The sequence below is a fragment of the Acinetobacter sp. CIP 64.7 genome (assembly GCF_000369745.1).
GTDB lineage: Bacteria > Pseudomonadota > Gammaproteobacteria > Pseudomonadales > Moraxellaceae > Acinetobacter > Acinetobacter fasciculus.
The window spans coordinates 300,992-322,273 of record NZ_KB850177.1 but is presented as its reverse complement, the minus strand read 5'-3'; the positions used below and the strand labels follow the sequence as shown (position 1 = coordinate 322,273).

The following is a 21,282-nucleotide window of genomic DNA, read 5'->3' as shown; positions in this document are numbered from 1 at the left end:
AGGAATCAAAACTCCCCACGCTCCTGTCTTTCCAGCATTAACTGTTTGAGCTGCATGCGCGGCAAAGTAAACCAGAGTGCAATCAGAATCAAAGAGGCAGCACAGTAGGCCCAGATATCGTAGGCTTCATACGCCATCCTTACTGCTTCAATCACCACAAAAAAGCTGAGCATCAGGATAATAGAAACCGTCGCAGCCACCGTGCCTTTGGACACTTCAGAAGACATTAATGCAAAACGATACAGCACCGAAAAACTCACACCCTCACCCAGACTGATACAAGTGGTGCCGATAATCAGACAATGAATAAAATATTCTGGAATCAATAAGCCCATCATCAATAAACCGGTACCCAGCAACATCAGTGGCAGACCCAATAATACGGTTTTGCCCAGCGGTATTTTATCGATAATTTTTAGCAGAATCAGATTACCTGCAATCAGGCCGCCCAAGACCGGAAACTGCGCCAGACCATATTGCACGCTACTGAATCCAAATTGCTCGACCAGAATCACGGGTGACAGGGCAATCCATAACATCAAGGGCAGACTCACCAAAGGCAAGGCTACAGTCATGATCACAAAGCGTTTATTTTTTAAAACCTGTTTAAAGTCATCCAGAATATAGCTGACCGGCTGTCTGGGAATACTGACTTTCAGGTTTGGCATTTTGGCTTTCAGGCCGAACCAGCTCAGAAATGACAGAAATGCGATACCGATAAAGCCCCAATGCCAAGAGATATGATCAATCATAAAGGCACCCAGCACTGGTCCTAGCAAAGGTGCCAGCAAAGACACATTGGCCATCAGTGCCATGACTTTGATGGCATCACGTTCTTCAAAGCTTTCCTGAATGGCGGCATAACCAACGGCGGTAATAAAGGACAGGCCAAAGCCCTGTAAAAAGCGCAGGAATAAGAAACTTTCGATATTGGGTGTTAATAAAATAGCCAGACAGCTAATCGTGAAAAATGCCACACCACCCAGCAGTACCATTTTACGTCCAAGACGATCGGACAAAGGTCCCAGAATCGCTGCGACAAATGCCCCACCCAACAGGAAAAAGGACATGGAGGATGGTGCCCATGAACTACTTACGCCAAAATCACGGGTAATCGCCAGCATGGCCGGTTGAATCAGGTCATTACATATATAGACTGAGAATTCAAACAGGACCAGTGCCAGCGGGAACATAAGTGTGGCACGGGTCAGTTTTTGGGTGTGGATATTTTGCATGGGAGTTTTTATTGTCAGTCTGCCCGTTTTAACAGACTGAACTTTGTCTAAAATAGAAAGAAATAATTTTAGCAGATGAGATATTCAAACGCTCTGAATAAATATAACTGATCGTAGAGATAATCTTCCAAATAAAAAAGCGCATCCTCTAGATACGCTTTTAACCAAAATCTGTCTAAAGATCAAACACTATTATGGACAGACTGCTTTCTGGAAAGTCTTGGTATTTGAACCTCGTGCACAACGATACAACTTCTCGGTATTTTCCAGCATCCAGCTGTTATCTTCCCGTTTAAAATAATAAATGGTCTGTACTGAACGTACCGAATCATCCATTAACCCAGTTTCAGTGACTTTGACCTGTCCAATCGTGGGCGACTCTACCTTGTCAAAGAACTGGCGCAACTCAACTGTTGCCAGTTCCTTACGCAAGTCCGGTCTTAATTGTAAAACCTGTTCCAAAGGCGTATCCGAAGATGACTGTACCTTTGCAATGACCTGTTGAGCAGTTGCACAGCCTGAACCCAATATACCAAAAGCGAGAGTTGCGACTGCCAATATCCGGAACATATTATTTAACCCTTTATCGTCATTCTTATTCCAACCTATCATGCCGAGCTTCTTAGTACAAAACCATTTAGACTCTGTAACTGTCTTTACACAGCAATAAAAAAGCGCACCTTTCGATGCGCTTTTTTCAATTCCGACCGATTAAAGATCGAAAAGTTTACCCGGATTCATGATGCCATTTGGATCAAACACTTTTTTCAGAGCTTTCATATATTCAATTTCTTCCGCCGAACGCGAATATTCAAGATATGGCTTCTTGGTCATGCCCACACCATGTTCCGCAGAAATTGAACCGTCATATTTTTTCACGGTATCAAAGACATACTTGTTCACCACCTGACATTTGGCAAAGAATTCATCTTTAGACAAATCAGCAGGTTTTAAGATATTTAAGTGCAAGTTACCGTCACCGATATGACCGAACCAGCAGATTTCAAAGTCTGGGTAATTCGTCGATACAATCGCATCAATTTCTTTAATGAATGCAGGAACGTGCGTGATCAGAACGGAAATGTCATTTTTGTATGGAATAAATGGCGCGATAGATTCAGAAATATCTTCACGTAAACGCCATAAACTTTCTACCTGATCCAGGCTTTGGCTCATTACGCCGTCCAGTACCCAACCTTGTTCCATGCAATGCTCGAAGATTTCCATCGCCTTGTCCATAATCGGCTCAAACGGCGCTTCAAACTCAAGCAATACATAGAATGGGCATTCAGTTTCAAATGGACGTTGCACGTGACCATGGGCCAAGACTTTCTGCATCGCCAGTTCACCAAAGAACTCAAATGCAGTCAGGTCAATTTTCGCCTGGAAGGCATGCAATAACGGCATGATCGCATCAAAGTCAGGTACACCCAGTACCATCACTTGCAGGTCTTGCGGTTGACGTTCAAGCTTGATTTCCGCTTCCGTCACCAGACCCAGCGTGCCTTCACCACCAATAAATAAATGTTGTAGCGCATAACCGGTTGCATTCTTGATCATACCTTTGTTCAGACGCAATACATCGCCCTTACCCGTCACAACGGTCAGGCCAAGTACCCAGTTACGGGTCATGCCGTATTTAATCACTTTGATGCCGCCAGCATTGGTGCCGATGTTACCGCCAATTTGCGATGAACCTGCCGAAGCAAAGTCAACTGGGTAATACATGCCCTGCTCTTCAGCATAGTTCTGTAACTGTTCAGTCACCACACCTGCCTGTACGCGCACCATACGATCTGCCGGGAAAAACTCCAGAATCTGGTTCATCTTGTCCATGCTGACCACGATCTCGCCATTGGCTGCGACTGCACCTGCAGAAAGACCGGTACGACCACCCGATGGAGTCACTGCAACATTAAATTGGTTCGCCAGTTTTACGATGTCTTGAACTTGCTCAGTTGACGACGGAAAAACGACGACTGACGGGTTTGGATCAAAGTGCTTCGTATGATCGCGACCCCAATTCTGGAGGCTGTCCGTATCGGTTTTAATACGGTTTTCACCCACAATTGCAGTCAATTGGTTCAATAACTCAGGGGTTAAAGCGACTGGAGCATTCATCGTTTGCAGACCTAGCATGATTTAAACAAGAGAGACTTCGCTGGTTCATTTGCACATTTTTTATGCATAAAAACATGGATACAAATCAGGCGAAACATGATTATTAAAGCACCGGATCACGCTGCTTTAAAAGCATGGCGCAATATTATAAGCTATTTTTTGGTGTTTCCTGCGAAAAATGACAATTTTGATAATATACCTTTGAAAATGCAGATTTAAATCAACCATCATGATCATTATTATCAATATATCTTGCCAGAATAGCTGATGTGAGGGTCATCAAGGAAATGTATAAGTGCGCTTTTCCTGTGCTATTATACCGCGACTAAATTTGGCCTTTGTAGCGGAGCCGTAATGAGCCAACATCTATCTCTACCTAAAGATAAAATCCGTTTCTTGTTGTTAGAAGGCGTTCACCAGAATGCAATCGACACTTTAAATGCTGCTGGATATACCAACATCGACTATCGTAAAACTGCGCTTGAGGGTGAAGCGTTGAAAGAAGCGATTAAAGATGCGCACTTCGTCGGTATTCGTTCCCGTACTCAATTGACTGAAGAAGTCTTTGAAGCTGCGAACAAACTGATTGCTGTCGGTTGTTTCTGTATCGGTACCAACCAGGTGAACCTGGACGCTGCAATGCGTCGCGGTATTCCAGTCTTTAACGCACCTTACTCAAATACGCGTTCAGTCGCTGAACTTGTACTTGCTGAAGCAATTCTTCTTCTACGCCGTGTACCTGAAAAATCAGCAGACACTCACACAGGCGGCTGGAACAAATCTGCAGTTGGTTCGTTCGAAACACGTGGTAAAACTTTAGGTATCGTAGGTTACGGTTCAATCGGTTCACAACTTTCTGTACTTGCTGAAAGCATGGGTATGAAAGTGATCTATTTCGATACAGTGACTAAATTGCCTTTAGGTAATGCACGTCAAGTCGGTAGCTTGGGCGAACTTTTGGCAAATGCCGATGTGGTTTCTTTACACGTTCCTGATGTTCCGTCTACACGTAACTTCATGACCAAAGATCAGTTCGCGCAAATGAAAGAAGGTTCGATCTTCATTAACGCGGCACGTGGTACCTGTGTCGTGATCGAAGATCTGGCGGATGCGATCAAATCTGGTCATATTGCTGGTGCTGCGGTAGATGTATTCCCGAAAGAACCTAAGGCGAACGGTGAAGAATTTGTTTCTCCACTGCGTAACCTGCCAAACGTGATCCTGACTCCGCACGTGGGTGGTTCGACCATGGAAGCGCAAGCGAACATCGGTCTGGAAGTAGCTGAGAAATTTGTAGCTTATTCTGATAAAGGTATGACTTTATCTGCGGTGAACTTCCCAGAAATCGCATTGCCATTGACTGAAGGCAAACACCGTTTACTGCACATCCATCAAAATATTCCAGGCGTATTGTCTAAAATCAACAACCTGTTTGCTGAACAAGGCATCAACATCTCTGGTCAGTCACTGATGACTAAAGGCGATGTCGGTTACCTGGTGATGGATGTCGATGCTGCTGCATCTCATGAAGCACTTGATATGCTTTCGAATGTTGAAGGTACAATCCGCGCACGCGTATTGTTCTAATTCAATATTGTAGAAAAACCACAGCTCTCGGGCTGTGGTTTTTTGTTTTTAAGGTTTGTATTTTTAAACCTTTTTCAGCTTATGCTGCTCTTCCGCTATTCGAGCAATCGAAACCTATTTAGTCATGCTGAATTTTAAAATCGCACCGATGGTGCAAGCGCCGCTGATTCTGTTGATCGCCATGATCAGTATGCAAAGCAGTGGCTCCTTTGCCAAATATCTGTTCGGTCAATTTCCCATTCTGACTGTTTCCGCAATGCGTCTGCTGTTAGGCGCTATGATTTTGGCACTGATTTTTAAAATTTGGAAAATCCATTTCAGACAGATCAAGTGGCCGGCCATTATCAGTTATGGCCTTGCCCTGGCTGGCATGAATCTACTGTTTTACCTGTCGATTGATCGCCTGCCGCTGGGGATTGCCGTCTCTTTTGAATTTATTGGCCCCTTAAGTGTTGCCCTGTTTTATGCACGTCAGAAATTCGACTTTGTCTGGGTCGGACTGGCGATTCTAGGGCTAATTCTACTGTTCCCTTTTGATCAGGCTGCCCAGCCGCTTGACCCGATTGGGATGGCATTCGCCTTGGGTGCAGGTGCCTGCTGGGCCTTATATATCGTTGCCGGCCAAAGACCTTCAGGCGTTTCTGGCAATCATACTGTCTGCTTAGGCATGTTTGTCGGCATGCTGGTACTGATGCCGATCGCACTCTTTGCAGGCATGCCGGCACATACTTTTGAACCGATGAGTTTGTTGTATTTTGTGGCTTTGGCAGTACTGGCTAGTGCACTGCCTTTCACTCTAGAAATGATCGCACTGCGTAATTTAAGCGCACTGAGTTTCGGTACCTTGATGAGTTTGGAACCCGCCATTGCCGCACTCTCAGGCCTATTTTTTCTGGGTGAAACCTTGTTGTGGACACAGTGGCTGGCATTGGCCACGATTATCAGTGCTTCGGTAGGCTGTACGGTGACGACCCAAAGACAAAAATCTTGAATAAAAATAAAGGCGCTAGAGCGCCTTTATTTAAGATCACTTATTTTCAAATTTTAACGTGGTGTTGCGTCTTTAATCGCAGTATTTAATACAGTCGCTGCTGTCGCATTATAGCCATCACATCCAGAGGCAAGCTGATCATACATATATTCTGTCCATTTGATCATTAAAGAAGTTACACCTTCTTGTTTATTCAAGTCATCCAAGGCAGCCTGTCTTGATTGAGCAATATAGTCGTCGTGATCAATATGTTCCCCATGTTCCGAGAAATCAACTGAATAAATTCCGCCTTGATATTCGATCGCACCGAAATATTTGTAATATTGCATAGCATCGTCTTTATATTCTGCCTTTTTATATTTCAAGTTAGCCATCGTGTCATCTAGAATCGTTTTTGCCATTTCTTGGACAGACTGCTGTGCCTGCCATTCAGCAAGTGTGCTAAAGCCAGTTTTTACTTCCGGATCAAATTCAATATATTCTTCTTCAGGATGTTCAGCCAGAAGACGGAAACATTTAGAGCCATTTGGGAATTTGCGGGCCTTCTGCAAATCGACAAAATTGGTTGCAAACTCATTATAGTATTTACGCTCAGCTGTCGTATTATCACTGTTAAAGAACACAACACTCTGGTCGCGGGATCATCATACATTTTCACCACAGCAATATTGGTACGTTCAGTTAATGCTTTACCAGACAGGTCATACCACGCTATGTGTCGATGATTGCTGATATTGTTCTCAGGTATCGTCACAGGACGACTTTTAAATTGAGTCGTCGTATTTTCTAATATTTTTTCCAGCTTATAACCTAATGCTGTACGGGTGCGATCTGCAGGGAACACCCCTTTTGTTGTGACATAAGTTGAGAAGACCATATCTTCTTCAAGATCGTATTCAGTATCAACAGCGCTGTTATTATCCGCATATAATATGCCGTCAGTAATTTTATTTTTATGACTGGCTAATAGAAGTTTTTGCGATTCCATCTCTGATCCATCAATATTCGGTAAGTTGAATTGATAGTTATAGAATTCAGAAATGGTGTCTGATGCTCCATCACCCGGGGTTCCAGGATTGGTCGGTGCCGGTTGACTAGTGACTGGTTCATTATTATCAGAACTATCGGAGCCACCACCACATGCTGCCAGCATGCAGCTGAAAATGGCGCAAGAAAGTATTCTTAATTTCATTATTATCTACCTTAATTATTTGATATTGTTATTTTAATTCTGTCCATAAACACGGAATCCAAGGTGTTTTCATTGTTATTTTAAAGCTAACCCGAATCACGGGGTCTAAGATATTTTAATAAATATAAAAATAAGATCAATTTAAAAATTGATTAATTTGTAACCGCAATTACATAGAAGATTAACTTTGAATTTAAAATCTTTAGGTATTTGATCGGACCAAAACTTAACTTGATTGAATCAAAATTTAAGTTCGCCTCGGCAAAATATTTCCTTGCCCTACTCATTAAAAATTAACCAGTTTGCTATAATTTCATTTCCTCCTATTTCTCATTTTCACCCGCTCTGGGTAGAAGCTGCTTCCATGCCAAACGCCCAACTCCTTGCTGTATTGTTCATGGTATTATCCATGACCTCCTACCAGATTAGTGCATCTTTTGCCAAACAGCTGTTTAGTGTGCTGGATCCGATTACTGTGACCATTTTAAGGCTGTGCTTTGCAGCAATTATTGTTGGGGTAATGTTCCGTTCCTGGAAAATTATTTCCCGTTTGCCTTTTTTGAAATGGCGGGATTTGCTCTGCTATAGCGCCGCTTTAGGGGTCATGAATATTTTATTCTACCTGTCCCTCGGAAGATTACCGCAGGGAATTGCGGTAGGACTAGAATTTATTGGTCCGCTCGGCCTAGCCCTCATTTCGATTAAACATCGTAGTGACTATATTTGGGTATTAATGGCCATTTTAGGCATCGCACTGATGGTGCCATGGGGACAGGCCAATAGCAGTAATTTCGACCTGCTCGGCGCCGCCTGTGCTTTAGGTGCGGGTTTATGCTGGGCACTGTATATTTTCTTTGGGCAACGTGTGGTTCAGCAAAATATCGGTATGCATGCACTGACTATTGCGATTAGCATTTCAGCCCTGTGTCTGCTTCCGATTGGGCTCTATAACAATGCGCCCGCATTGATTGATACGCAACATTGGGGTAAAGCCGTTGTCATTGCGGTTCTGGCCACAGCGATTCCCTATGCGCTGGACTTAAAAGCTTTGCAGCATTTAAACAAGACCAGCTATGGCACCCTCTCCAGCCTGTCACCAGCTTTGGCAGCACTGACCGGTTTTATGCTATTGGGGGAGAAAATTACGTATCTTCAGACGGTAGCATTAGTCTGTATCATGCTGGCCTCTGTCGGTGTGACCGTACGTGCCGCCCGTCAAGGATCGGCAGAAAAGAATGCCTAAAAGGCTTATTGGAATTTGAATAACTAATTAAATATCCTATCCATTCTGTGTTTTTACTTGCTTTGAAAGCAAAATATAGAAGGTAGGTAAATTGGCATAAAAAAGATGGCACTACAGGCATCTTTTTTATTTATTCGACTTGAATTTAAAGCTTAGCTTTGTACCAGCATATCTTTTTTCATGTCTTTATAATGCTGGTATTCATTCTTGTACTGCACTGCTAAAGCGGTCTTTTGCTCTTCTCCCAGAATTTTACCAGCTTGCTGAAAGAAACCATGTTCCTCTTCTTTTAAGTGATGATGCACCTTTTCGGAAAGTTTTTTGGCCATGGCAATCCAGCCCGGATTACTCAATTCAGTTGCAGTTAATTCCTCAATCATTTCGTCCATTTCATGATGTTCGGCCAAGGCATGGCGGGTAATATTCAGGCCTGAATCGGTCATCATCAAGGGGATATAAAAATAACGGTCTTCCGCAGCCTCATGGGCAAATAATTCATTTTTGAGTTGCTTGAACAGCTCGCGGCGTTCTGCTGTATCCCCGGAAGTCTGTAATAGTTTTTCTGCAAGATCACGCTGAATCTCATGACTCTCTCTTAATGCTTCAAAAATAGTCGTCATTCCGATATTTCTCCGATTGTTTTATTTTTAATATCATTGATTCTAGAAGATTTTCAGAACAGGTTCAGACCCAGTTTATAAAGTGATTTGTTAAGAAACTTTAATATCGAGAATGATTTACATCGGGTTTATATCTAAAAAAACATCTGGTATGCCATCCGGCAAATCAGCAGACTGACCAGAATCAGGAATAAAATCCGGATAAAGCCACTGCCATATTTAAATGCCAAACGCACCCCGACCAAGGAACCACAAATATTGGCTACCGCCATCATTGTCCCGACCATAAACAGCACATTGCCACTAGGAATAAAAAAGCTTAAGGCGGCCAGGTTGGTAGTGAAATTGGCAATTTTCGATAAGGCCGATGCATGCAGGAAGTCGACGCTCAAATAGCGAATAAAAAAGAAAATAAAGAAACTACCGGTGCCCGGACCAAAGATACCATCATAAAAGCCTATCGCCAGACTGCCCAAAGCGGCCAGAATCAGCATTTTCCGATTCAGTTTTTGTTCGGTATGCACCTGGCCGAACTGTTTTTTCATCAAGGTTTGACATACTCCCCTCACTTTCATTTTACCTCAAGTGGGGGGATTCTAAAAGCAAAAGCTCTTAGGTGACTTCCTCACGGATTTCACTTGCTTTCTGCTTCACAGGGCGACCTTTACCGCATCGCCCCTCCACAGACAAAACGGCATGTCCTGCCGCTAAAATGTTGCGAGAAGCGTTAATATCCGCATTCTCGCTAAAGCCACATTCAACACACTCAAATTTAGATTGAGTTTGTCTATTCTCTTTCGCTACATGACCGCATGAGCTACAAGTTTGACTTGTATATCTAGGGTCAACTTTAACGAGTAAACCACCTCGCCATTGTTGCTTATACTCCAATATTTTGACAAGCATTGACCAACCTTGATCAAGAATTGATTTGTTCAAGCCTGACTTGGCTTTCACATTCTTTCCTTTGTTCTCGATTGTACCTTTTGCTGACTTCGACATATTGGCTACTTTTAAGTCCTCAACTACGATCATTGCGTGGTTTTTGCTGAGAGTTGTAGTGACTTTATGCAAGTAGTCATGCCGAATATTGGCAATATGATGGTGTAGTTTATTGATCTTTAAATTGAGCTTTTTCCAATTTTGGCTGAACTTGGTTTTCTTCTTCAACTTGCGTTGAAGCCTAGCTAATTTAACTTGATTAGCTTTAAAACTATTGATCGGGTCGAACACCTGACCACTAGATGTTGTAATTAATTTTTTAACACCTAGATCAACACCAATGGCTGATTTGGATGGGTGAATCGGTGCATCTATTGTGCTTTCAACACCGAAAGAGATATACCACTTTCCAACATGCTTTGAGATTGTGACATTCTTGATTTCACCAAGAATCTCTTGTGATTTTCTGAATTTCACAACGCCAATGTCATTAGGCAACTTAACCTGATTACCTTTAACCCAACAATATCTGCCAAATTGAACAATGCGAATTGAATCATAACCATCAGATTTCTTTTTAAATCGTGGCATGAGTGGTCTAAGCTGAATTTCACTGCCATCGGTCAATTTAAAGAATCTTGGTTTTTTAGGCTTAAATGGTTTTTGCTTTAACTTAGCTTGTTCTTTTTTATCAAAAAATTTAGCCCAAGCATCACCAAGATCACGGACTTTTTGTTGGAGTGAAACACCATTAGAGCTTTTTTCTAAAAAAGCACATTCAGGTTTTTTGCGTAATTCAGGAATTTTATTGACTAAATTAACTTTGTTGATTCGCTCATTTTTAGCAAGCATCTCAAATGATACAGCTAAAATTTGATTCCAAACAAAACGTGCAGAGCCAAGCAACTTGTTTAAAACAAGCTCTTGTTCCGCATTAGGCTCAAGCCTAAATTTGTACGCTTTGTTGATCTTCATTTCGCCTTAAATCTATTTAGATACAGAAACTTAATGTAAATTATTCTATCATATTGCACTAAAAAAACACCAAAAAAAAGTCGTGAAATTCACCTCCACCCTAATGTTGGGTGGAGTCCTCTTTCAGGTGGTGTTTCAAAAAGTATGCTGGCGTTAAACAAATCCGTTATTAAGGTAAAAGAAAGTCAAATCAAAGGCTTTAAAATGATTTTCGAGCTTTTTAGAAAAGTTGCAACTTCTCCTAAATCCACGCCTGATTCGATGACGAATTCTACAATTGTTACCTTCAATACCGACGGTAAAAAACTTACCAATCACTTGCTTGCAACATTGAAATGCTGTGATAAAACTATCCCAATGATCACTCGCAATTCGAGCATATTGAACCCCAAGCTTTTTAAGTCTAGCTTTAAGACGTTGAACCGTTGCTAAATCCCGCTTACCCCAAACATAAGCAACAATTTCTCCAGATTCTCGATGGTAGGCATAAATAAGCCATTGTTTATTTTGCTTATTCCCTACAAAAGTCCAAAGTTCATCGACTTCAAGACATTCGTAGTGGCTTTGTTTAGGCTGAATCTGATAGATCGATTCACTTAAGGTTCGTAATACCTTGCCAATGCTGATACGCTCGACTTCAGCAATATCTCTAACACCGCTTCCTCTGACCATCAAATGTAATATCTTGCCGGTAATACCTGAGTTACACCCTTGATAGCTTAATGCATGATCACCAATAAACTGACGTTTGCAATCTTTGCACTGATGGTTTTGTTTCCCATCTACTTTGATGCCATTTCTCTTTATATTGTTACTTAGACAGGTAGGACATTTGATTTGTAGCGTTATTTTCATACCTCTATTTTATCAAAAGCCATATTGTTTTTTTCAGCATACTTTTTGAAACACCACCCTCTTTCACACTAAAGATAGATGGCGATCACGATCAACATGACCAGCACAAAAGGCTTAAGAATCTCGACTGGAATTAGCGTAACGCTGGCTGCACCAATAAAAGAGCTGACAAAACTACACAGTGCAATCACGCCCAAGAGCAGCCAAGGCAGTTTCACCTGACACAGATAGGAAAATGCCGCAGAAGCGGTGCCACAAATGGAAGCGAATTTATTGGTACCAAAGAACGTAGCAGGCTGTAGATGCGGTAAACTCCCCATAATTGCCGGAATCTGGATCAGACCACCACCGCCTACGGCAGCATCAATCGCCCCTGCAAAAAATGCAAAGACAACCAGACTGATGATGATCTCAATTTCCATATATTGACTCGATTAGAGGTTCAGGACGCGTTTGGGCACCAGACGTTTTTTGTCGGTGATTTCTGCCAGCCCCAGACATTTCTCACCATCAAAAACCAGCACCTGTTCAGCTGCTTCATGTTCGATATTGCTTTCCATGCCGCGGCTAAAATATTCTGCACGACTTTCGGGTACCTGCACTTTTGGAAAATGATCAACCGGTGCATAGGCCGGCAATAACAGTTCATCGCGCTCTGCTTCGCTCAGGCTTTCCAGATATTCAATGGTATAACTTGGAATCAAATCAAAATGGCCGGTTTTGATGCGGTGCAGATAAGTCAGATGGCCATAAGTTCCCAGCGCTTTGGCAATATCTTCACCTAAAACCCGGATATAAGTGCCTTTAGAACAGGTAATATCCAGCGTAATACTGTTCTCCGTAAAGGACAAAAACTCAATCGCTAAAATCGTAATTGGACGCGCTTCACGTTCAATCTCGATACCTTTGCGCGCCAGTTCGTATAAAGGACGGCCTTCTTTTTTCAAGGCAGAATACATCGGCGGCACTTGCTGGATATCCCCGATAAACTGTGCCAATGTGTCCTGAATCAAGGCTTCCGAGAGTTCAGGAACCGCTTTTTCCAGAAGCACCTCACCTTCGACATCGCCCGTGGTGGTACTATGCCCCAAAAATACGGTCGTCTGATAACGCTTGACCGAATCTAATAAATAATGCGAAAACTTGGTCGCCTCCCCCAAACACACGGGCAATAAACCGGATGCCAGCGGATCCAGCGCACCGGTATGGCCGGCTTTTTGTGCACGGTACAACCAGCGGACTCTTTGCAATGCGGCATTAGAGCTGATACCCAAAGGCTTATTAAGCAGGAAGACACCACTAAGATGACGACGCTGAATTTTAGGAGATGATGCTTTCATGGCAAAAAATCAGACATTTTATAAATTGGCGCCATGGTAAAACCCTGCGAGATGATTTACAACTTTTCTATAGTCTCTAATGATTTTTATGGCATATTGAGCCGGCTTTAATATCTAAAAGCTTGAACATCTAAAAATAATGAAACAACGAGAAAATAGGTGCATAGGATATGCAGAAATATAAAATATGGATCATTCTGGCGTTGCTGGTGCTGTGCATTCTCACGCTGATCTTATGGCTGTCTCCAAAAGAAAATAACCAGGCGGATACCGGGACAAAAACACCTTTTACTGAAACTCAGGCAGAGCAAACCGCACTCTTGGTCAATGGCCCTGCCAATGCAGCCTTCCCCAGTGCCAGCCAGCAAGATACCGAAATTAATTGTCAGATGCAGTTAGATGCCAGCAACCGTCTGATCGTGAATGAACAGACCCGCAACTGTTTTGAATATTTTATTACTCAGTTTGGCGAAAAAAATCTGCAGCAGATCCAGCAGGATTTTAAAGCCTATATTCGCCAGAATCATAAAGAACCAGCACTCTCGCAAATTCTGGATTTATGGGATCGTTATATCCAGTATCGTCAGGGTTTGGGCCAGCTCACTGCACCGACTGGGCTGAATCAGGAATATCCTGCCTATTATCGTAGCATCTATAACAGTACCCAGTATTTGCGCCAGCAGTACTTTTCCAAGTATGAAATTGAAGGCTTGTTTGGCACAGAAGATGCCTATCATGAATATACCCTGGACCGGATGAGCGTATTGGCAGACAAAAGCTTGACTGAGACTGAAAAAGCCCAAAAGCTCAAAGCACTGTTTCAACAGCTCCCACAGGACTGGCAGGAAAATCTGGAACAACTGAATAAACTGGAAGATCTGCGCAAACTAACCGCTAATATTAAGGCTCGTGGCGGTTCCAGCGATGAAATCCGGCAGATGCGGATTAATCTAGTCGGCCCTGAAGCCACACAGCGTCTGGAACAACTGGATGTACAACGCAGCGACTGGAAAAACCGGGTGACGGGCTATTTAGATGAACGGGATCAGATTACCCAGTCCGGCATGTCAGATACCGCCAAACAGCAAGCCATTGCCCAGCTTCGCAGTAAACATTTTAATACACCGCAAGAACAACTCCGGGTAGAAACCTTTGAACAGGTTCATGATCAGGGAGCCAAGCTGCCCTTTGCTGACTAAGCCCAAAAGCCATCACCTGTTGATGGCTTTTTTATAAATGCCCTTTTGCTAACTTTATATTTTTTCTCAAAATGATCTTTTATAGTTGTTTCAAAATATTTCGTATTTACACAAAATAACTTAGACAAATTTTAATTATTTCAAAGACTTTTTATTTAAATACATGTGTAGATAAAACATATATTTACAATGTAAACCCCTCCCGTCCTGCATGTCCCCAAATGACATGGTTTAAACGCTTTGAAATGAAAAAATACCCCTTTTAAAAAGAAAATTTGCTTAGCCACTGAAAGCCGGACCTGTATTTTCATCGTCTGATTTTGTGGTTTGCAACACTCTACAAAAAGCAATGATTGCTTGAATAACGATAAAATTAAAAAGGGACAGCTATGCATACTTTCAGCAAGATAGCCCAGTTACTGACTGTGGCTTTAGCGACAACTCTGGGATTCAGTTTTTCTGCACATACTCAGGCTGCGGCGAGTGCAACACAAGTCATCGAAAAGACCCGGTCTGACTATGCCAAGACCAAATATCCGATCTTGATGGTGCATGGCTGGCTAGGCTGGTCACGCATTGGCACTGATAGTATCGGGCTGGATTACTGGTATCAGATTCTGCCAGATATGGCACGTAATGGCTCTACCGTCTTTGCGGCACAATTGTCTCCGGCAAATACAACGGCGCATCGCGGTGAACAACTGGTTCAACAGGTTGAAGAGGTTCTGGCAATTACCGGCAAGCAAAAACTGAATTTGATTGGTCACTCTCATGGCGGACCGACAGTACTGTATGTCGCAGCGACCCAGCCGCAGTATATTTCGTCTATCACTGGCGTTGCAGGAACCTACCATGGCTCCAAAGTGGCAGATGATATTCAAAATAATCGCCTGACCCGTACTGCCTTTAACATTTTAGGTGATTATATTATTGGTCCATTGATTGCACTGGGCCAGTTTAAACCTGAACTGGAAATTGATTTTGATGCTTCCATGAAATCCCTGACCCAGACCGGCTCAAATACTTTTAATGCTACAGTGGCGCAGCAGGTCATCAAAGATGGTGTATTGGCGTCCACAGAAAACTGTAATAAAAATTTAAAGCAGAAAGACAGTAAAGGTATTCATTATTATTCATGGACGGGTGTGGCCCAAGCCACCAATGCTCTGGATATTGATACGGTCCTGATGCAGCTCGGCCCTTTATCTTATGGCAGTAAAGACAATGATGGCATGGTGTCACGTTGTAGCGCTTTCATGGGCAAGGTCATTCATGACCAGTACAAACTCAATCATACGGACCTCGCCAATATGATGTTTGGTCTGAAAGGCGTGTTTGCACCAGATCCGGTCGCCCTCTACCGCCAGCATGCCAACCGACTAAAATTAGAAGGTTTATAACCCCAGAGTGCCTATATTTCAGCTGAAATATAGGCTTTTTTTCTGCTTCTTTTTTATTTGACCTATCCGTGATCGGGAAGCTGCAATGAAAAAAATGATGTATCACTTGAACCTTTTACTGCTGGTTTCCATATGGACTGGCCCTGTGCAAGCCTCGGCATTACAGCAATATAAAAGCAATTTTGTCCTCTCAAGTTATGCCAAGACAAAATATCCGATGGTCTTTGTCCATGGTTTTGGCCTGGGTTTTAACCGGATTGGAACGGATCGCATCGGTTTGGATTACTGGTATCAGATTCCCCAAGACCTGAGTCGGCATGGTGCACGGGTATTTTCTGCCGAATTGTCTGCCGTCGCATCCAATGAACTGCGTGGCGAACAGCTCTTGATGCAAATTGATGAAGTACTGGCACTGACAGGCCATAAGAAAGTCAATCTGATTGGGCATAGCCAAGGTGGCCCAACGATTCAATATATCGAGGGCGTTGCACCGTATAAAGCTGCCTCTTTAACCGCCATTGCGGGCGCCATGCAAGGCACACCAGTTTTTGTCAATGCCAGCAAGACACCCCTGCTTGAACCTTTTATTCATGCCATCGGTACGATTCTGGGCCACAGCATGAATCTGGTTACAGGCAACCAGTATCCGGTCAGTATGATCGAGGCACTGCAAGCCATGAACTCAGAGGCGATTCAGGCTTTCAATATGAAATATGGCTCCTCTGCTATTCCCAAAAACTGTCAGTCTCAGGGCAGTAAACTCACGCCAAATGGAATTTACCACTATTCCTGGATGGGCAACCGGCAGACAACCAATCCGCTGGATGCGATTGAATCTACAGTCGTGACTTTAGGTGGCAGTTTCTTGAAAGGAGAAGCCAATGATGGTGCTCTGCCGCTGTGTAGCGGACGTTATGGCCAAATCATTCGTCAGGATTATGCCCACAATCATTTTGATGAAGTAAACCAGTTTTTTGGTATTTTGGGCCGTTTCGCGCAGGATCCGATCGCACTCTATCGCCAACATGCCAACCGGCTCAAACTACAAGGCTTATAAATCGCTCATCTTTATAAATAGATCATCTTTATTAATTAACCTGAGTTCGATGAAATATTTTAGCTTTTTAGCAAGTTTTGGAAAGTTGGCTTATTTGGATTTAAGCAATAAGCCACTATAGCAGCCATAATATTCACCATAAAGTTATTCACCGAACGATGACGTGAATGGTCAATTTGATGTAAGTTTTTTAACTGATCATTCACTGTTTCGATCAATCCTCTTCTGCAAAGCAATTGTTTTTCTTCTTCAGTTTGGATGGGTTTATTTTTCATATTCTTGCGTGACGGGGTTAATAGTCTGAGCCCCCTTGCTGCTAAAGCTTCAGTTTTTGCTTTACTCAGATAGCCTTTATCGCCCAGTAAAATACCTTTTAACTCTTGGGTTAAAGATTCAAGTACAGCAACATCATGAACACTTCCCGATGTAATCTTGAGATTAATAATTTCACCCAAGTTGTTGATAACAATATGGACTTTAAATCCATAAAACCAACCTGTGCTACTTTTACCACGACCAGCTAAGCCTTTAAATACACGATGTCTTTTAATTCTAAGATTATGGCAAACGACCAATTTAGTCGAATCAATAATACAAATTCCGGTATCTTCTCCTTTAACTTGATGGAAGAAACTACTCAAAGCTTGCAAACAACGCGGCATAATTTCAATAAAACGATTGTAACTAAGAAGCTTGGGAAAAGCTGATTTCCAAAATGGGATGATCATATGACAATAAAAATATTTGAAAAATCTAAACCCGGATTTATGAAATAAAATGACAATGGTCATGACTTCAGACAAGCTTAAAGCTGACTTTTTCATTGTTGTTTTTTGATCAGAAATTAGAGCTTTCTCTAAAGATTCATTAAACTTTTTGCAGAAATCATCCAAGATACAAAATAATTCGGTAATATAGTCCATGAAAAAGCCTTGCTCTGAAATGTTTTGTCTTCGTAACCAAGATATTACAGATGCTAAGGCTTTTTTTTATTTATTTTTTATGTCGAACTCAGGTTAATTAAAAAAACTTAGGAAACTGAGTCCCTGCTACAGAGCGGAACTTTAGGCAACCGGATGAGGATCATCCTGTTAAAACAACAAAAGTGAGGAAAATATAATGAAATTCGGAGTATTCATCACCGGCCTACTGCTGGCGGGTACATGCCTCAGCACCCAGGCATCCACCCAAGCCAGTCAGATCACAGCAAAAGCCAGTTCACAATATGCTAAGACCCAATATCCGATTGTGTTCGCACATGGTATGGCGGGTTTCATCCGGGTCGGTACCGACCAGTTTGGACTGGATTACTGGTATCAGATTTTACCGGATCTGGCACGTAATGGCGGCAATGTCTGGGCAACACGTGTCTCACCTTTTAACTCATCGGAAATTCGGGGTGAACAGCTTTTAGAGCAAGTCAATGAAATTCTGGCGATTACCGGCACATCTAAAGTCAATCTGATTGGTCATTCGCATGGTGGCCCGACCATTCGTTATGTCGCAGGTGCGAGACCTGACCTGGTTGCTTCCCTGACTTCAGTCGGTGCTCCGCATAAAGGCTCTCCGGTGGCAGACCTGATCCTTCAGGCAGAAGGCACACCGATACAAGGGCCTTTAGTCGGTGGCATCAACCTGGTGTCCAAGGCCATCACCTGGGCACAAGGGCTGGATCCGAACAGTTTCCCGCATGATTCTCTAGCCGGTGGTCGCAGCCTGACCTTGGCAGGATCCGCTCAATTCAACCAGAAATATCCGCTCGGTATGCCAACCACCGCCTGCGGTGAAGGTAAGGAAAAAGAAGGTGATATTCGTCATTATTCATTCACTGGTGTAGGTCAAGTCACCAACCCGCTCGATCCTGATTCAGCATTGAAAGTTACAGCTTTACTCATTGATGGTGGCAAGGAAAATGATGGTCTGGTCTCCCGCTGTAGTGCCAAATTCGGTAAAACAATTCGGGATAACTACAACTGGAACCATCTGGATGAAGTGAACCAATTCCTCGGGTTAAAAAATATCTTTGCTCCAGACCCAGTCGATGTTTATCGCCAGCATGCCAACCGGCTCAAATTGCAAGGCCTGTAATTCAATCTCATCCCTGTCATCACAATGTGCAGGGATTTTTTAATTTTTAAACCGCCAAAATGGAACTTTATGACAATTAGAACGCATTTTATAATCTTATGCTGCGTATTATTTACGGGCCAATATGTACAGGCTTCCAATTTGCAGCAAGCAGAATCCAGATTTGTTGTGTCCAATTATGCCAAAACACAATACCCGATTGTATTTGCACATGGCATGGTCGGCTTTAATCGCATTGGTTTTGATGCCTTAGGCATGGACTATTGGTATCAAATTCTGCCTGATTTAGCCCGTAATGGTTCAACTGCCTTTACCACCCGCATCTCACCTTTCAATTCTAGCGAAATCAGAAGTGAACAATATGTGGAGCAACTGAAAGAAGTCATGGCGATCACCGGCGCAAAAAAATTGAATTTAATTGGTCATAGTCATGGTGCACATAGCGTGCGTTATGCAGCCGGGGTGATGCCGCAACATGTAGCCTCAGTGATGACTGTGGGCGGCGCCAACCAAGGGACGATTGTCGCCTCTGATGTTATGCGACTTGCCAATCAGACCGGAACATCTGAATTGCTCAATACCCTGATCAGCAGTTTTGGTAACGTCATCATGTGGGCACAAGGCTTAGATGGCCAAGCTTTCCCACATAATGCTCTGGCAGCAGGACACAGCACGTCGATTGAAGGGACAGCCGAATTTAACCAGCGTTTTAAACTCGGGCTTTCGCTGAGTCCATGCGGTGAGGGCAAATATAAAGACCAAGGGATTGCACTGTATTCAATGATGGGCAATCAACCTGTCACCAATCCCCTAGATGTCAGTGATGCAGCCATGAAAGCCTTGGATCTACTTTCTGCGAGTAAGGCTGGCGCGAATGATGGAATCGTGTCGGTGTGTAGTGCCAAATTTGGTAAAACGATTCGTGATGATTATCCATGGAATCATCTGGATGAAATCAACTTGTTGTTTGGCATTAAAGGTACCTTTGCGCCTGATCCAGTTGCTGCCTATCGTCAGCATGCCAACCGCTTAAAACTGCAAGGTTTATGATTCTTATAAAAATAGCCAGGCATAAAAAATGCGCCCAAAGGCGCATTTTTTTCACTCGTATAAAACTTAAAATTAAGCTTTAACTTTACGAGCTGGTAATTTTTCACGGATACGTGCAGCTTTACCAGATAATTCGCGTAGGTAGTAAAGTTTAGCGCGACGAACATCACCACGACGTTTCACTTCAACTTTAGCAACGATTGGAGAGTGAGTTTGGAATACACGCTCAACACCAACACCGCTAGAAATTTTACGTACTGTGAACGCAGAGTTCAAACCACGGTTTTTCTTAGCAATTACAACACCTTCAAAAGCCTGAAGACGCTCACGGTCGCCCTCTTTAACTTTTACAGAAACAATAACTGTATCACCTGGTGCAAAAGCAGGGATGTCTTGTTTCAATTGTGCGTTTTCAATTACTTGAACTAAAGGATGCTTACCGCTCATAGGGTATCTCCAATATGTGCGAGTCAGAAGAGGTCTGATCATCGCTGGGTATAGAGGCTAAAGCGCATACACCCGATTATCTTTCCCTTTATAGTTGACCATCTCAACCATAAGAGCCTATTAAAGAATACTTAAATCATTTTAAGTACTTGCTTGAAGACAGAAATGATCACTCATCAATATCTTACAAATCTTTTAGCCATTTTTTCTGCTGCTTGGTCAGCTCGACTTTTTCCACCAACTCTGGGCGGCGTTCAAGTGTACGCTGATATCGCTGCAAAAACCGCCATTTTTCAATATTTGCATGATGACCTGATTTTAATATCTCAGGTACATCCAATCCTTCAAAATGATCTGGCTTGGTATATTGTGGGCAGTCCAATAGACCATCCACAAATGAGTCTTGCACGTGTGATTGTTCATCAGACATCGCACCCGGAAGCCTCCGGATAATACTGTCCAATAAAACCATCGCAGGAAGTTCACCACCCGACAAGACGTAATCTCCAATTGACCATTCCTGATCAACATATTGCTGGATCAAACGTTCATCGACCCCTTCATAACGTCCGCACAGTACAATGATTCCGTCGTATTTAACAAATTCCTGTACCGCAGTTTCGTTTAAGGTCTTTCCTTGCGGTGACATATACACCACAGGAACCTGAACTGCACCCGCTTGCGTTGCAAGCTCTTTGGCATGCTGGATTGCTTTTGCCAGAGGCTCAGCCATCATCACCATGCCCGGACCACCACCGAATGGACGTTCATCCACCCGTTTATAGTTACCCGTCGCATAATCGCGAGGATTGATGCAATGAATTTGCATCAACTCACGTTTTGCTGCGCGCCCGCTAATCCCATAGGCTGTAATCGCTTCAAACATTTCAGGAAAAAGCGTAATGACTGCAAAAAACATCGCAGACTCCCGTATTTCCGA

Annotated in this window: 20 protein-coding genes and 2 pseudogenes; 8 read left to right on the top strand and 14 right to left on the bottom strand. The window is 42.9% G+C overall.

The window, feature by feature from the left end:
• Positions 1-5: 5 nt before the first annotated feature.
• From F890_RS01525 to F890_RS01515, 3 genes are all read right to left on the bottom strand, one after another.
• Positions 6-1,235, bottom strand: a complete 1,230-nt coding sequence (locus tag F890_RS01525; RefSeq protein WP_004281575.1) for a chloramphenicol efflux MFS transporter CraA — start codon at positions 1,233-1,235, stop codon at positions 6-8.
• A 192-nt stretch (positions 1,236-1,427) separates the two neighbouring features.
• Entirely contained in the window at positions 1,428-1,805 is a 378-nt protein-coding gene (locus F890_RS01520) for a hypothetical protein (RefSeq protein ID WP_004281576.1), read from the bottom strand.
• Between the two features lie 141 nt (positions 1,806-1,946).
• Positions 1,947-3,356 carry an FAD-binding oxidoreductase gene (locus tag F890_RS01515; RefSeq protein ID WP_004732367.1) on the bottom strand — a complete coding sequence of 470 codons (1,410 nt, stop codon included), beginning with the start codon at positions 3,354-3,356 and terminating at the stop codon, positions 1,947-1,949.
• Between the two features lie 354 nt (positions 3,357-3,710).
• On the opposite strand from F890_RS01515, the gene serA reads away from it, so the two are divergent.
• Together serA and F890_RS01505 are read left to right on the top strand one after the other, a co-directional pair.
• Positions 3,711-4,943 carry a phosphoglycerate dehydrogenase gene (gene serA, locus F890_RS01510; RefSeq protein WP_004732371.1) on the top strand — a complete coding sequence of 411 codons (1,233 nt, stop codon included), beginning with the start codon at positions 3,711-3,713 and terminating at the stop codon, positions 4,941-4,943.
• Positions 4,944-5,067: 124 nt separating this feature from the next.
• Positions 5,068-5,934: an EamA family transporter gene (locus F890_RS01505; protein ID WP_004732375.1), complete on the top strand. Its 867-nt coding sequence runs from the start codon at positions 5,068-5,070 to the stop codon at positions 5,932-5,934.
• Between the two features lie 53 nt (positions 5,935-5,987).
• Here F890_RS01505 and F890_RS18955 read toward each other — a convergent pair whose 3' ends face one another.
• Together F890_RS18955 and F890_RS18950 are read right to left on the bottom strand one after the other, a co-directional pair.
• Positions 5,988-6,335 carry a hypothetical protein gene (locus tag F890_RS18955; RefSeq protein ID WP_228127359.1) on the bottom strand — a complete coding sequence of 116 codons (348 nt, stop codon included), beginning with the start codon at positions 6,333-6,335 and terminating at the stop codon, positions 5,988-5,990.
• A gap of 53 nt (positions 6,336-6,388) precedes the next feature.
• On the bottom strand, positions 6,389-7,126 hold the full coding sequence (locus tag F890_RS18950) for a hypothetical protein (protein ID WP_228127360.1): 738 nt from the start codon (positions 7,124-7,126) through the stop codon (positions 6,389-6,391).
• Positions 7,127-7,490: 364 nt separating this feature from the next.
• Here F890_RS18950 and F890_RS01495 point away from each other — a divergent pair, with 364 nt between their 5' ends.
• A complete protein-coding gene (locus tag F890_RS01495) occupies positions 7,491-8,369 on the top strand; it encodes an EamA family transporter (RefSeq protein ID WP_005101268.1) in 879 nt (292 codons plus the stop codon).
• A gap of 152 nt (positions 8,370-8,521) precedes the next feature.
• Here the strand turns inward: F890_RS01495 and F890_RS01490 are convergent, their stop codons facing one another.
• The 6 genes and pseudogenes from F890_RS01490 to truB all read right to left on the bottom strand — a co-directional run bounded on the left by F890_RS01490 (position 8,522) and on the right by truB (position 13,101).
• Entirely contained in the window at positions 8,522-8,989 is a 468-nt protein-coding gene (locus F890_RS01490; protein WP_004732380.1) for a hemerythrin domain-containing protein, read from the bottom strand.
• A gap of 134 nt (positions 8,990-9,123) precedes the next feature.
• Positions 9,124-9,540, bottom strand: a pseudogene (locus tag F890_RS01485) (sulfite exporter TauE/SafE family protein); the annotation flags it as partial.
• Positions 9,541-9,601: 61 nt separating this feature from the next.
• The gene (locus tag F890_RS01480) at positions 9,602-10,906 is read right to left on the bottom strand and encodes an RNA-guided endonuclease InsQ/TnpB family protein (protein ID WP_005101271.1); all 1,305 of its coding nucleotides are present in this window, start codon (positions 10,904-10,906) and stop codon (positions 9,602-9,604) included.
• Positions 10,907-11,059: 153 nt separating this feature from the next.
• Complete coding sequence (locus tag F890_RS01475; protein WP_004730370.1) at positions 11,060-11,761, bottom strand: IS1 family transposase; 702 nt, start codon at positions 11,759-11,761, stop codon at positions 11,060-11,062.
• Between the two features lie 74 nt (positions 11,762-11,835).
• Positions 11,836-12,183 (bottom strand): annotated as a pseudogene (locus F890_RS01470) (TSUP family transporter); the annotation flags it as partial.
• Positions 12,184-12,195: 12 nt separating this feature from the next.
• Complete coding sequence (gene truB / locus F890_RS01465; protein WP_004732391.1) at positions 12,196-13,101, bottom strand: tRNA pseudouridine(55) synthase TruB; 906 nt, start codon at positions 13,099-13,101, stop codon at positions 12,196-12,198.
• 170 nt (positions 13,102-13,271) lie between these two features.
• On the opposite strand from truB, the gene F890_RS01460 reads away from it, so the two are divergent.
• The 3 genes from F890_RS01460 (at position 13,272) to F890_RS01450 (ending at position 16,757) form a co-directional block, all read left to right on the top strand.
• A complete protein-coding gene (locus F890_RS01460; RefSeq protein ID WP_004732393.1) occupies positions 13,272-14,300 on the top strand; it encodes a lipase secretion chaperone in 1,029 nt (342 codons plus the stop codon).
• 389 nt (positions 14,301-14,689) lie between these two features.
• Entirely contained in the window at positions 14,690-15,700 is a 1,011-nt protein-coding gene (locus tag F890_RS01455) for an esterase/lipase family protein (RefSeq protein ID WP_005265564.1), read from the top strand.
• Positions 15,701-15,785: 85 nt separating this feature from the next.
• Entirely contained in the window at positions 15,786-16,757 is a 972-nt protein-coding gene (locus F890_RS01450) for an esterase/lipase family protein (protein WP_005265563.1), read from the top strand.
• A gap of 59 nt (positions 16,758-16,816) precedes the next feature.
• Here F890_RS01450 and F890_RS01445 read toward each other — a convergent pair whose 3' ends face one another.
• Complete coding sequence (locus tag F890_RS01445; RefSeq protein WP_004729973.1) at positions 16,817-17,680, bottom strand: IS982 family transposase; 864 nt, start codon at positions 17,678-17,680, stop codon at positions 16,817-16,819.
• A gap of 196 nt (positions 17,681-17,876) precedes the next feature.
• On the opposite strand from F890_RS01445, the gene F890_RS01440 reads away from it, so the two are divergent.
• Positions 17,877-18,845, top strand: coding sequence for an esterase/lipase family protein (locus F890_RS01440; RefSeq protein WP_004732400.1), 969 nt, complete (start codon positions 17,877-17,879; stop codon positions 18,843-18,845).
• A gap of 69 nt (positions 18,846-18,914) precedes the next feature.
• A complete protein-coding gene (locus tag F890_RS01435) occupies positions 18,915-19,895 on the top strand; it encodes an esterase/lipase family protein (protein ID WP_005265562.1) in 981 nt (326 codons plus the stop codon).
• Positions 19,896-19,967: 72 nt separating this feature from the next.
• On the opposite strand, the gene rplS is transcribed toward F890_RS01435, so the two are convergent.
• Both rplS and trmD read right to left on the bottom strand, forming a co-directional pair.
• On the bottom strand, positions 19,968-20,342 hold the full coding sequence (gene rplS / locus F890_RS01430) for a 50S ribosomal protein L19 (protein ID WP_004644987.1): 375 nt from the start codon (positions 20,340-20,342) through the stop codon (positions 19,968-19,970).
• A 184-nt stretch (positions 20,343-20,526) separates the two neighbouring features.
• Positions 20,527-21,261: a tRNA (guanosine(37)-N1)-methyltransferase TrmD gene (gene trmD, locus F890_RS01425; protein WP_005265560.1), complete on the bottom strand. Its 735-nt coding sequence runs from the start codon at positions 21,259-21,261 to the stop codon at positions 20,527-20,529.
• Positions 21,262-21,282: the final 21 nt, after the last annotated feature.